Here is a 13134-nt window from a genome sequence, read left to right on the forward strand (position 1 = left end):
CATATGATTCGTACAGAAGAAATGCTCCTAAATGTAGGACCACAGCATCCAAGTACGCACGGAGTATTCCGTCTTGTCGTTAAAATTGACGGAGAAATCATCAAGGAAGCTACACCCGTAATTGGATATCTACACCGTGGTACTGAAAAGCTTGCAGAAGACTTGCAATACACACAAATTATTCCGTACACCGATCGAATGGATTACTTATCGGCGATGACGAATAACTATGTACTTTGTCACGCTGTTGAAACGATGATGGACATCGAGATTCCAGAGCGGGCTGAGTATTTACGCATTCTTGCGATGGAATTAGGACGGATTGCAAGCCACCTTGTGTGGTGGGGAACGTATTTGCTCGATATCGGTGCAACAACGCCATTCCTCTATGCGTTTAGAGAAAGAGAAATGATTATTAATCTACTAAATGAGCTTTCCGGGGCAAGGCTAACGTTTAACTACATGCGTGTTGGTGGGGTTAAATGGGATGCGCCTGAAGGCTGGATTGAGAAAGTAAAAGAATTTGTTCCATATATGAGATCACAGCTTCCTGGATACCATCAGCTCGTTACAGGAAATGAGATTTTTCGAGATCGCGTTATTGGGGTGGGGAAATACACGAAGGAAGATGCACTTAACTACTCCTTGAGTGGCACGAATCTTCGTTGCACCGGTGTGAAATGGGATCTCCGAAAAGATGAGCCATATTCCATCTATGACCGCTTCGATTTTGATGTGCCAACAAGGGATGGTGGGGATGCATGGGCACGCTATCACTGTCGCATGGCGGAGATTGAAGAATCTCTTAAAATTGTAGAACAGGCAGTTGAACAATTCCCTGAAGAAGGGCCAATCATGGCGAAGGTTCCGAAAATCATTAAAGCGCCAAAGGGTGAAGCATACGTCCGCATTGAATCACCACGCGGAGAAATTGGCTGCTATATCTCGAGCGACGGGAAAAAGGAACCGTATCGTTTAAAATTCAGACGACCGTCCTTCTACAATCTCCAAATCCTCCCGAAACTTTTAAAGGGTGAAAATATGGCAAACCTGATTGCTATTTTAGGTGCAATAGACATTGTCCTTGGGGAGGTTGATGGTTAATGATTGAAAACCTACTAAATTCACCTCCGAGTTGGCTTAATTTTGGCATTTTCTTTTTACTTGCAACCGTCTTGCTTTTTGTCATCCTAGGATTCGTTACATATGGAATCCTTGCAGAGCGGAAAGTCATGGGATTTATGCAAGCACGTATGGGTCCAAATCAGGTTGGTGGACGCTGGGGACTCTTACAAACAGTGGCTGACGTTCTAAAGCTCCTTATCAAAGAAGACGTAATTCCAAAAGTTGCGGATCGACCATTGTTTATTATCGCACCAGTGCTTGCGTTTACTCCAGCCTTCATGGTTGTCGCAGCACTACCTTTTACAGATAGCTATAAATTTGCCGACATTGGTGTAGGCTTGCTCTATTACATTGCTGTTTCCGGTATTACAACTGTCGGAATTGTCGCTGGTGGTTGGGCATCGAATAACAAATATGCCCTCATGGGAGGAATGCGTGCAGCCGCACAGATGATTTCGTATGAAATTCCACTTGTGATGTCGGTAATTGGAGTCATTTTATTATCAGGCAGCTTAAACCTATCTGATATTGTTGAAGCCCAGGATAAGGTATGGTTTATTTTTGCACAGCCGATTGCCTTTGTTGTCTTTTTTATCGCGTCTGTTGCGGAGCTTAACCGTGTGCCGTTCGACTTACCTGAGGCGGAATCAGAGATTGTCGCCGGTTTCCATGTTGAGTACTCAGGATTTAGATGGGCATTCTTTATGCTAGCAGAATATGTGTATATGTTTGCGATGGCGGCGTTAACGACGGTTCTATTTTTAGGAGGCTGGAAACCTGTTCTATTCCTAGACTTTATTCCAGGTGCCGTTTGGTTCTCCTTGAAATTTAGCTTAGTTATCTTTGTCTTAATCTGGTTCCGCTCCACTTTCCCACGTTTACGTGCGGACAGACTGATGGAATTCGGCTGGAAAGTACTACTTCCAATCGCGCTAGCCAACATTTTCTTATCGGCTTTGATTAAAGAATTATTTTTCTAGAGTAACTACCTAATAAAGGGGTGACAAAATATGTTTGGCTTGCTGAAAGGGATGAAATACACCCTTAATCAATTAACCTATAAAAAAGTCACATATGATTATCCGAATGAGCCACTACCACTACCAGATCGCTTTCGTGGTATCCAAAAATTTTATCCGGAAAAATGTATCGTATGTAATCAATGCGCCAACATTTGTCCAACTGATTGTATCCAGTTAACCGGGAAAAAGCACCCTGATCCGACCAAGAAAGGGAAAATCATTGATACGTATGACATTAACTTCGAAATTTGTATTCTATGTGACCTTTGCACAGAGGTTTGTCCGACAGAAGCGATTGTCATGACAAACAACTTCGAACTCGCTGAATATAGTCGTGATGACTTGTTTAAAAACCTTGAGTGGTTAGATGAAAACGATACGAACGTGCGAAAGGAGAATAAAGTGTGACCGGAGAATTTTTAGCATTCATAGTCCTAGCGATTAGTGCGATTGGCGGCGGTGTGTTAATGCTGAACCTCCAAAAGGTCATACACATGGTTATTGCACTAGTCTTCACCTTCATTAGTATCGCAGGTTTGTATGTGATGCTTCATGCAGAATTCGTTGCAGCTGTGCAGGTCTTAATCTACTCAGGTGCCATCACGATATTAATGCTCTTTGGAATCATGCTCACGAAGCATAATGACACAGATGAGCCAAAGGTTAGTCGTGGGCGAACCATACTTGTTCTTGGTGGAATCCTAGCATTTGGTATTGCCGTATACCTTGGGATTTACGATTTGGATTTTGGCCAGCAGGCAACGGACCTTCATGTGAACAATACAGAAAAAATTGGAATCGAGCTTTTTGCAAAGTATGTCATTCCATTTGAATTAACATCTGTTGTGTTACTAGTTGCGTTAGTAGGGGCGATCATTTTAGCGAAAAAAGACAATGAAGAGGAGGCGAATGAGGAATGAGTTCGATTCCATTAACTGCCTACCTTCTCCTAGCGTTAATTTTGTTTTGTATCGGTCTTTATGGCGCGTTCACAAAAAGAAATACGGTTATCGTGTTAATCTCAGTTGAGTTGATGCTGAATGCTGTGAATATTAATTTTGTTGCTTTTAGTAAATACGGGGTGGTCCCGGGCATTACCGGGCAGGTCTTCGCACTGTTTACGATTGCCATTGCAGCAGCTGAATTTGCTGTTGGTCTAGCTATTTTGATGGCACTTTACCGAAATAAACGCACGGTTAACATTGATGAAATGAATTCCATGAAACATTAAACCGGTTAAAGCTGTGGAACGGGGTGCCCGGTTCCTCACCTTTGGCCGAAAAGATCCAAGAAGGGGATTGTGATACGATGATGGAAAACGCATGGATCATACCGCTTTTCCCGCTTATCTCTTTTTTGTTCCTTCTTATATTCGGTAAACGAATGAAGGAGTCGAGTGCCTATATTGGCATTCTGCTTACGTTTGTCTCATTCGTCTACTCGGTGTTGGTTCTCGTGGCGAGACTAGGGAATCCAACATACAAATATGAGAGTACGTGGTTATCAATTGGGGATGTTCATTTAACAGCGGGGTTTGAAGTCAATCAATTAAATGCACTTATGTTAGTGGTAGTATCGCTTGTCGCACTTTTAGTACATATATATTCAAAAGGGTATATGCATGGAGATGAGCGCTTTGCTGTATTTTATGCGTACCTTGGGTTATTTACCTTCGCGATGCTGGGCTTGGTGCTCTCACCAAACCTTCTGCAAACGTATATTTTCTGGGAGCTTGTTGGACTCGGTTCGTTCCTATTAATTGGTTTCTACTTTTATAAAGAAGAAGTTAAAGCCGCCGCGAAAAAAGCATTTATTATGACGCGTATCGGCGATGTTGGTCTATTAATTGGGATGATTCTATTATTCTGGCAAGTTGGCAGCTTTGAGTATGATGAAATTTTTAGCGCAGTTGGCGCTGGGGAAATTTCATCAACCATGATTACCTTAACCGCGATTTTAATTTTTGTAGGGGCCGTTGGAAAATCTGGTCAATTCCCACTTCATACATGGTTGCCAGATGCGATGGAAGGTCCAACACCGGTTTCAGCGTTAATCCACGCAGCTACGATGGTTGCAGCAGGGGTTTATTTAGTGGCAACCACGTTTCCTCTATTTGCTGCAAGTAATGCGGCTATGATGACAGTTGCAGTGATTGGTGGAATAACAGCTATTTTTGCAGCATCAATTGGCTTAGCACAAAAGGATATAAAACGTGTTCTTGCCTACTCAACGGTGAGTCAGCTCGGCTACATGATGCTTGCGCTTGGATCTGCTGGGTATGTTGCAGGGGTATTCCACCTAATGACCCATGCTTTCTTTAAGGCGTTGCTGTTCCTAGCAGCGGGAAGTGTGATACATGCCGTCCATACACAGAACATTGAGGAGATGGGCGGATTATGGAAAAAGCTTCGTATAACGGGTCCATTGTTCTTAATTGGAACCCTCGCGATTAGTGGCGTTCCGTTTTTCTCAGGATTTTTCAGTAAGGATGAAATCTTAATTGCAGCTTGGGCACAAGGAAATTACGTATTGTTCTGGTTAGCAATCATAGCAGCGTTCTTTACAGCATTTTATATGTTCCGCTTGTTCTTCATGGTTTTCACTGGTGAGTCTAGAGGTAAACAAACAAATGTAAAAGAGTCACCAAGCTCAATGACGATTCCAATGATTATTCTAGGTGTTCTTGCCGTCGTCGGGGGTTATGTAAATACACCTTGGTTTGGAACTTTTTTAGGGGATTGGTTAACAGAAGGGACGAACCTTTATGGACCGGGGCATATTGAAGGACCAGGGTGGATTGTCGGTGTTGCAACGTTCGCATCGCTCTTTGGTCTCTTGCTTGCTTATGTAATGTATCAAAGAAAATCAGTTCCAAGAGACTTTTTCAGTTCTCGAGCACCAATTATGTACAGCGTCGTCTACAATAAATATTTTATTGATGAATTTTACAACATGACCGTTGTCTATGTGACAAAAGTATTTAGCTTATTCTTACGATATATTGATGAATTTATAGTAGGCGGCATTGTAAAAGGGGTGGCACAAGCAACACAAGGTATTGGAAAACTTGGGGCTAGGCTACAAAATGGTCAGGTACAAATGTACACATCCGTTGCCTTTGTGGGATTAGCGATTTTACTTCTCGTTGTGGCGCTGACAGGGGGGTACTTAAGATGAGCTCAATAATACTTACACTTTTAGTATTCTTCCCGATTTTAGGTATTGCAGTTCTTGCTTTTGTACCAAAAACGCAAGAACAAACAATCAAGCTTGTTGGGGTTTTGGCGACGATTCCTTCACTCGTTCTTGCCTTATATGCATATGGGTTTTATGCAGGTGGTGGAGAACTTGAAAGGCTAAAAGAAAGCGTCTATTGGTTTGGCTTTTTACCAAAGGGCAACCCGTGGGAAGTCAACTATGAGATGGACCTTAATGGTCTAACCTTAGTACTTGTCCTATTAACAACAGTGATTTCAACTCTCGCAGCAATTGCATCCGTTCATATTAATAAGGAGTGGAAGGGCTATTTCATGCTGTTCCTTTTACTCGAACTAGGGATGCTTGGTGTGTTTACAGCAGGAAACTTGATTTTATTCTTTGTATTCTTTGAAATGACGTTGATTTCTACGTTCTTCCTGATTGGAAAATGGGGCTATTTTGAAAAAGAAAAAGCAGCGTTTAGCTTCTTGATTTATAACGGACTTGGTTCTGCGATTTTGCTGATTGTCATTATGATCATTTTTGCAAAGTCTGGAACAACGAATATTGCAGCATTAACCGCGATTTTTGCAAGTCCGCCTGATAGTTTGCCCATTCCAGGTCAATTTTCTGAAGGCTTACGTCTTGGGTTATTGATTGCAATTATCATTGGATTTGGGATTAAATTACCGATTTTTCCATTGCATACGTGGATGCTGCGTGTTCACGTACAAGCACCACCATCGATCGTTATGATTCACTCAGGGATCCTTTTAAAAATTGGAGCATACGGGATTATCCGCTTTGGTATAGGATTCTTCCCAGATGAGTTCAGTACATTGGCACCGATTGTTGCCGTGCTTGGGGTGATCAACCTTTTATATGGAGCGTTTTTAGCATTTGTCCAAAAAGACTTCAAAATGGTTCTTGCCTATTCAAGTATTTCTCATATGGGAATTGTGTTGATTGGACTTGGTGCGATGAATGAAGCGGGAGTGCAAGGTGCGATATTCCAAGTTGTATCACACGGCTTGATTTCAGCATTATTGTTCTTCTTAATTGGGGTCATGTACGAGCGTACCGGAACATCGTATATTGACAAGCTTGGTGGACTTGCTAAGGTGATGCCACTATCGGCTGGATTTTTATTAGCAGCAGCTATGGCTTCACTTGGGATGCCGGGAATGTCCGGATTTGTTAGTGAATTTATGGCCTTCCTTGGACTGTTCAAGGAAATGCCAGTACTTGCTGCAGTTGGAGCAATCGGCATCATTTTAACAGCTGTGTATTTATTACGTGCCGTATTAAATGTGACATACGGAAAGACAAATCATTCCTATGAGGGTGCAGTTGATTTACGTCCGATTGAAATGGTTCCGGTATTCGTGTTACTTGCGTTTATCGTATTAATTGGTGTTTATCCTAACGTGCTTACACAGCCACTTCAGGTTGCACTTGAAACAATCATGCTAGGGTTAGGAGGGTGAGCCGATGGATACTGAAACTTTGTTAAGTTTTGAATGGGGAGCTATGGCACCAGAATTTATCATCCTCGGTGTAGCAACCCTGCTATCGTTGATTGATTTGTTTATGGGAAAAGACAAGGATCGACGTCCACTTGGTTGGATTGGAATCGCTGGGATTCTTGTTGCAATTGGGTATACGGTTTCCTTAATTGGAAATGACGTTACGTCGATTTTGTACGATACTTTTAGACTTGATTCATTTGCGATTGCGTTTAAATTGATTTTATTAGTAGGAACAGGTCTTGTTATCTTGCTTGCGATGAGCTACGAGCCTAAGGAAGGCATCGGTGAGTATCGTGGTGAGTTTTATTACTTACTCCTAGCAGCACTCTTAGGTACGATGATTATGACATCAAGTGCTGACTTGATTACACTATTCGTCGGCTTGGAGTTACTCTCGATTTCGTCCTATGTTTTAGCGGGATTACGAAAGCGCAATAAGCTTTCAAATGAATCCGCGATGAAATATGTGATTAACGGAACAGTTTCAACAGCGATCTTTTTATTCGGCGTCAGTTATGTGTATGGCCTAACTGGAACCTCGAATTTAAAAGAAATATTTGTGAGGCTTGGAAGCCTACAAGATCCACAGCATATTTATATTGTAGCTCTTGCGCTGTTTATGATTGTAGTGGGTCTGTCTTTTAAAATCGCGGCTGCTCCATTTCATATGTGGGCACCAGATGTGTATCAAGGAGCACCAACACCTGTTACTGCCTTTTTAAGCGTAGTCTCAAAGACAGCGGGCTTTGTTATCATTTTGCGAATCGTTGTAACGGCATTCATTCAAGTACCATCGGGAAATGAAGAGACGCCATATTTATTGTTCCACTTACAGGATCTATTAGCAATTATCGCGGGAGCAACGATGATTATTGGAAACACCGTTGCACTAAGACAACGAAATATCAAGCGGATGATGGCATACTCAAGTATTGCCCACGCTGGTTATTTATTAGTAGCATTTGTTGCTTTCTCCTATTTTATGATGGATGCGATTTGGTTCTATTTAGTGGCATATCTCTTCATGAGCATTGGATTCTTTGCGATTCTTCAGGTCATTTCGCAAAAATCGGATTCAGAGGATATCAGTCAGTTTGCAGGACTCTATAAGCGTTCACCAGTACTAGCTGTTGCGCTTGGTGTATTCATTCTTTCGTTAGCAGGGATTCCAGGAACGGCAGGATTCATCGGAAAATTGGAGATTTTCATCGGGGCATTTGTCACGACTCCGTCGCACTATGTGTTAGCATCAATCATGATTGCGACAACCGTTGTATCGTATTTCTATTACTTCGGAATCCTCACACAAATGTTCTTTAGACCAGCAGCAGACGATAGCAAAATTAAATTACCTTTAGGCGTATTAATTGTAGTGATTGTTGCTATGGTCGGAACGATCGGATTCGGAATATTCCCAGGTGTCGCCTTCGAATTCATTCAACAGTTCGAAAGCTTCGCGGACTTTATAGGATAAGGGTCCAAGGGGACGGTTCTTGTGGTTTTCCATAATATGGAGAACCCATGAACCGTCTTTTTTGATGTTTTTTCACGAGGGACCAGTAGAACCGTCCCTATGGATCCTTTTAGAGGACTTCTGTCATAGGAAATGTTAGAATGGAGTGGTGTGATTTAGGATATTACCTTCTTATTAAAGGAGTGGGTTTATGTTAGCGGGTTTTGGGTATCAAGCACTTATTAGTATTATTTCGCATTTGATATTTATAGCGGTTACGTGGTGGGCCTTGCAAAGCATTCGGTATGAGCATTTGGTTAAGCCTAATCAGGTTTTTCAGGTGCGCGTTCTTCTTGTGCTTGTGACAATTGCAATTGGATCAACGGTCAGCAATTTCTTCTTAGATTATCTCCTCTGGTCACAACAATTACCAAGCATTCTTGACTAAAAACTCTTTATGCAGGAAGTTTACGGATAATCGACCCTAAATGAAGCTACGTCATACGTTCTCCACTACTTTCCACGTATTCTAAGTTGAGTTCTGGTAAAAATGTTAGTAAGGAGAGGGACAAATAAAAACATTCCTTAGTATGCCATTGAATAGGAAAAATACATTGGATTTTACTGGAATGAACCAATAGAAGGTAGAGGTTGATGATACGAAGGAATCTTATTTAAGAGTAGATGATTTTTATGGACGTATTCCTTAAGTGCTGAACCTGCATGTCATCAAATCTTCTTACTTTTTCGGGATATTTTAACCTTATTCAGTAAAAGTCCTGAATCAGGATAAAGCCTCCGCCGGATGCCACGATTTTTCAAACGAAATTTTTCGAGCATAAGATCAAAGACTAAGAACGCCATGTCCTGATGTCTTCGTCTTTGTGACCCACATCGTGTGGGCCTAAAAAAATCTGGCGCAAATACGCCTTAGTGTATTTGATAAATTGTCTAAGAAAGAAGACAAACCCTCATAAACAAGAAGTTTTTTTCGTATTACATGTACTATGTGAACTATGTAAAGTTTTCACTTAAAAACATTCCATCAAATATTCTAATATTTGTCGACAATTATTGCGAAATTCCCACAAATTTCACTTGTGCCAATGTAGCTCTGAGTGATATGATGTAAATTGGTTTTGTGAAAATTTGTATTTGAAAATAATATGGATTATACCGTGCTCGAACGGTGCTAACCAAATTTTTATGGATCGATGTATGAGATGCATCCACACCCAAATTAGAGACATTTGCCCGGTGGTTTGCATATACTACATCAGTGCGAATGACATTTTCCACTAAATATAATGAATCTGTAAAGATTGGGTTCGATAAACCACAGCAAGATGGAACACCAATTGTTATGAATGAATATGAATATATAGAAAATGGGACGCGGAGGGGAATACCTTGGAAAAAATCATCGTCCGCGGCGGTCATAGGCTAAACGGCACTGTCAAAGTAGAAGGCGCAAAGAACGCTGTCTTGCCAGTTATCGCTGCATCCTTATTAGCAAGTAATGGTAAAAGTGTGATAAATGAAGTACCCACGCTCTCAGATGTGTATACGATTAATGAGGTATTGCGCTTTTTAAACGCGAAAGTCGAATTTGCAAACAATCAAATCGTTGTCGATGCATCAAGAGAGCTAAAAACAGAAGCACCTTTTGAATATGTTCGAAAAATGCGCGCATCTGTACTCGTAATGGGGTCATTGCTTGCCCGTAATGGCCACGCAAGAGTTGCTCTTCCTGGCGGCTGTGCAATTGGTTCAAGACCGATTGACCAGCACTTAAAAGGATTCGAAGCAATGGGTGCAGTTGTGAAAGTTGGAAATGGATATATCGATGCCGAAGTCAATGGACGACTTCGTGGTGCGAAAGTATACATGGATTTCCCAAGCGTAGGAGCTACTGAAAACATTATGATGGCTGCTACACTTGCTGATGGAGTCTCCATCATTGAAAACTGTGCAAAAGAACCGGAGATTGTAGACCTTGCCAACTTCCTAAATGCGATGGGAGCAAAGGTAAGAGGCGCAGGCACTGGAACTATTCGTATTGAAGGTGTTAAAGAATTGCATGGAGCAACTCATAACATTATCCCTGATCGCATTGAAGCAGGTACATTTATGGTGGCCTCAGCGATTACTGGTGGTAATGTACTTGTTCAAGGTGCAGTACCAGAACACCTTAGCTCACTAGTTTCAAAAATGGAAGAAATGGGCGTTACAATCATTGAAGAACAAGATGGTCTTCGTGTCATTGGTCCAGAAAAATTAAAGGCAGTCGATATTAAAACGATGCCACATCCTGGTTTTCCAACAGATATGCAATCGCAAATGATGGCATTATTACTTCGTGCACAGGGCACAAGTATGATCACAGAAACTGTATTTGAAAATCGCTTCATGCACGTCGAAGAATTCCGACGTATGAACGGTGATATAAAAATTGAAGGCCGTTCTGTTATTATCAACGGAGAATCTCAGCTTCAAGGAGCTGAAGTAGCTGCAACCGACTTACGTGCTGCTGCTGCACTAATTCTATCCGGTTTGGTTGCAGATGGCTACACCCGTGTAACAGAACTAAAGCACTTAGACCGTGGTTATGTGAACTTCCATGATAAACTCGCGGCATTAGGTGCTGACATCGAACGTATTAATGAAATGACAGAAAGCCTAGTGGAAGAAATCAAAGTAAACTTTTGACTAACCGCGAAGAAAGCTAGGGACATTACCCACATAAGGTAATATCCCTAGCTTTTTTATTTTTATACATATAAAGTTATTCTTTTTTTATAAGAGGTATGATGTTTGCGATGATGAGAAGTAATAATATGACGCCTGTCGCGCGAGAGTCTGGATTCTCCGTGATAAAAAAATTATAAATCGTGATTAGCAAAGCAACTGCAAGACATATTCTACTTACCAAGTTATTACTCATCTTTCTCGTTTCCCCTTTTATTTAAAATAGAGATGCTAGGTAAATTATACTATATGTGGTAAAAGGTAGAATATAAAATTTTTCATATTTTTGAGTCATAAATGCTTGTCCATCACCATAAATATTGATATATACAGGTGCATTGTAAATGCATTAATTTTGATGTGGAGGCTTGCATTCATGAAACAGATTAAACCAATAATTGTACTAGTTTCTGTCCTTTTTGTCTTGATTTTATTAATTCCATCAATGCTCGTCATTCCGTTCTCCGGTAAGGACGCGGTAAAGCTGGCAGAAGAACGACAATCAAATCCAGAACCACCGCAAATCGCTTCTGGCCCGACGGTGGAGGTAGCTGTGCACCGTGTCAGTGCTGAAAGAATCGATAATGTGCCACTTGAGGATTATGTGGTAGGTGTGCTGGCACAGGAAATGCCTGCGAAGTTTGAAATAGAGGCATTAAAAGCTCAGGCGCTGGCTGCGAGAACGTATGTGGTGCGACATATGCTGAGTGACCAAAAAATTGGTGTTCCAGATGGTGCTGATGTGTCAGACACGACTAACCACCAGGTATACAAAAGTATAGAGGAATTAAAAGAGGAATGGAAAAGCGATTACGACTGGAAAATTAAAAAAATAACGCAAGCCGTCAAAGAAACACAAGGTCAAATTTTAACCTATGATGGAGCGCCGATTGACGCCCAATTTTTCTCAACAAGTAATGGCTTTACGGAAAATTCCGAGGATTACTATAAAAATGAGTATCCTTATTTAAAAAGTGTGGAAAGTCCGTGGGATGTAAATACAGAGAAATTTTACAACCAAGTTCAAGTGTCAGTTGCTGATTTTGAGCAAAAGCTTGGAATTAAAATCGGAAACGCGAATGATATCGGAAAAGTTACAGCAAGAACACAGTCCAATCGTGTTGCAGCGGTTGAGGTTGGTGGAAAGAGTTTTACAGGTAGAGAAGTTCGCGAAAAGCTAGGACTGCGCTCAACTGATTTTTCATTGGAGCGTAAAGGCAACAACGTCGTAATTAAAACGAAGGGCTATGGCCACGGGGTTGGTATGAGTCAGTTTGGCGCGGACGGAATGGCAAAGGATGGAAAGAGCTACAAGGAAATTGTTACGCATTACTACCAAGGCGTAGAAATTTCGTCTACAGAGAACTTTTTAAATAAATTAACGGTGAAAAAATAACGGCAGAGGGATTAATTCCCCTCTGCCTTTTTGCTGTTCAAACCTTCTATCCATTGGAGAAGCTTTTTGATGCGTGGTAGCTTTTCTCCAAAATAACTTACTTTTACGATCCAAAAAAGCACGAGCACACCAATTGTGTCTTTAACAAGATCAATAACGGTTGCAGATCTGTAGGGTACGAAGTATTGGTGAAGCTCATCAGAGAACCCATAAGCAATTGAGAGAGCCGCAGCCAGGATGCTTGTTTTCGGAGTGAACTTACCTTGTACTAGGAAAAACAAGACCCACAGACCGTATAGGATGCCGAACTCGATGAGATGAAGGGACTCTTTAAAAGCCCGATCCCACGAAAACGGAGTGTTCACGATTGCGTCTGATGGAAGGCTGGATAAAATAAAAATAAAGATCATATATAAAAATGGAGCTAATAATAGTAGAAATCGTAAAAATGCTTTCATAAATAAATCTCCTTTTTGAAAATGTACTTAAATAGTATAGCATTCATTGGGAGTGTGAGGGAGATACTTTATATATTCATGAAGGTGTGAAGGACAAAACCTAACCTCGGTTTCTGGGGATAGGTTTCATGGCGTGATGGAGACCTGAACGTGAACTTGGGAGTTGGGGAGAGGGTTTTGTTGAGGTTATGAAGACTCGAAAGCG

General features: G+C 41.3%; 13 protein-coding genes. 11 read left to right on the forward strand and 2 right to left on the reverse strand.

Features of this window, described 5'->3' with window-relative positions; all coding sequences use genetic code 11:
• Nucleotides 1–3: 3 nt before the first annotated feature.
• The 10 genes from V7097_RS03595 to murA all read left to right on the forward strand — a co-directional run bounded on the left by V7097_RS03595 (nucleotide 4) and on the right by murA (nucleotide 11036).
• The gene (locus V7097_RS03595; RefSeq protein WP_335702226.1) at nucleotides 4–1104 is read left to right on the forward strand and encodes an NADH-quinone oxidoreductase subunit D; all 1101 of its coding nucleotides are present in this window, start codon (nucleotides 4–6) and stop codon (nucleotides 1102–1104) included.
• On the forward strand, nucleotides 1104–2105 hold the full coding sequence (gene nuoH / locus V7097_RS03600; RefSeq protein ID WP_335702227.1) for an NADH-quinone oxidoreductase subunit NuoH: 1002 nt from the start codon (nucleotides 1104–1106) through the stop codon (nucleotides 2103–2105). Before V7097_RS03595 ends, nuoH begins: the two co-directional genes overlap by 1 nt.
• A gap of 30 nt (nucleotides 2106–2135) precedes the next feature.
• Nucleotides 2136–2555, forward strand: coding sequence for an NADH-quinone oxidoreductase subunit NuoI (gene nuoI / locus V7097_RS03605; protein ID WP_136380709.1), 420 nt, complete (start codon nucleotides 2136–2138; stop codon nucleotides 2553–2555).
• Nucleotides 2552–3067: an NADH-quinone oxidoreductase subunit J gene (locus V7097_RS03610; protein ID WP_335702228.1), complete on the forward strand. Its 516-nt coding sequence runs from the start codon at nucleotides 2552–2554 to the stop codon at nucleotides 3065–3067. Before nuoI ends, V7097_RS03610 begins: the two co-directional genes overlap by 4 nt.
• Entirely contained in the window at nucleotides 3064–3378 is a 315-nt protein-coding gene (gene nuoK, locus V7097_RS03615; protein WP_335702229.1) for an NADH-quinone oxidoreductase subunit NuoK, read from the forward strand. The genes V7097_RS03610 and nuoK overlap by 4 nt, the downstream gene beginning before the upstream one ends.
• Before the next feature lie 77 nt (nucleotides 3379–3455).
• On the forward strand, nucleotides 3456–5324 hold the full coding sequence (nuoL, locus tag V7097_RS03620) for an NADH-quinone oxidoreductase subunit L (protein ID WP_335702230.1): 1869 nt from the start codon (nucleotides 3456–3458) through the stop codon (nucleotides 5322–5324).
• A complete protein-coding gene (locus V7097_RS03625; RefSeq protein WP_335702231.1) occupies nucleotides 5321–6832 on the forward strand; it encodes a complex I subunit 4 family protein in 1512 nt (503 codons plus the stop codon). Before nuoL ends, V7097_RS03625 begins: the two co-directional genes overlap by 4 nt.
• A gap of 4 nt (nucleotides 6833–6836) precedes the next feature.
• The gene (gene nuoN / locus V7097_RS03630; protein ID WP_335702232.1) at nucleotides 6837–8348 is read left to right on the forward strand and encodes an NADH-quinone oxidoreductase subunit NuoN; all 1512 of its coding nucleotides are present in this window, start codon (nucleotides 6837–6839) and stop codon (nucleotides 8346–8348) included.
• Between the two features lie 190 nt (nucleotides 8349–8538).
• Nucleotides 8539–8775 (forward strand): DUF1146 family protein, encoded by a 237-nt coding sequence (locus tag V7097_RS03635; RefSeq protein WP_335702233.1) that lies wholly within the window; start codon nucleotides 8539–8541, stop codon nucleotides 8773–8775.
• A 962-nt stretch (nucleotides 8776–9737) separates the two neighbouring features.
• Nucleotides 9738–11036, forward strand: a complete 1299-nt coding sequence (gene murA / locus V7097_RS03640) for a UDP-N-acetylglucosamine 1-carboxyvinyltransferase (protein WP_335702234.1) — start codon at nucleotides 9738–9740, stop codon at nucleotides 11034–11036.
• 76 nt (nucleotides 11037–11112) lie between these two features.
• On the opposite strand, the gene V7097_RS03645 is transcribed toward murA, so the two are convergent.
• A complete protein-coding gene (locus tag V7097_RS03645; RefSeq protein ID WP_335702235.1) occupies nucleotides 11113–11271 on the reverse strand; it encodes a hypothetical protein in 159 nt (52 codons plus the stop codon).
• Between the two features lie 180 nt (nucleotides 11272–11451).
• Between V7097_RS03645 and spoIID the strand changes: the two genes are divergently transcribed.
• Nucleotides 11452–12471, forward strand: coding sequence for a stage II sporulation protein D (gene spoIID, locus V7097_RS03650; RefSeq protein ID WP_335702236.1), 1020 nt, complete (start codon nucleotides 11452–11454; stop codon nucleotides 12469–12471).
• A gap of 11 nt (nucleotides 12472–12482) precedes the next feature.
• Here the strand turns inward: spoIID and V7097_RS03655 are convergent, their stop codons facing one another.
• Nucleotides 12483–12929, reverse strand: a complete 447-nt coding sequence (locus V7097_RS03655) for a VanZ family protein (protein WP_335702237.1) — start codon at nucleotides 12927–12929, stop codon at nucleotides 12483–12485.
• Nucleotides 12930–13134: the final 205 nt, after the last annotated feature.

The sequence above is a fragment of the Bacillus sp. JJ1562 genome, from assembly GCF_036962705.1.
GTDB lineage: Bacteria > Bacillota > Bacilli > Bacillales > Bacillaceae_L > Ferdinandcohnia.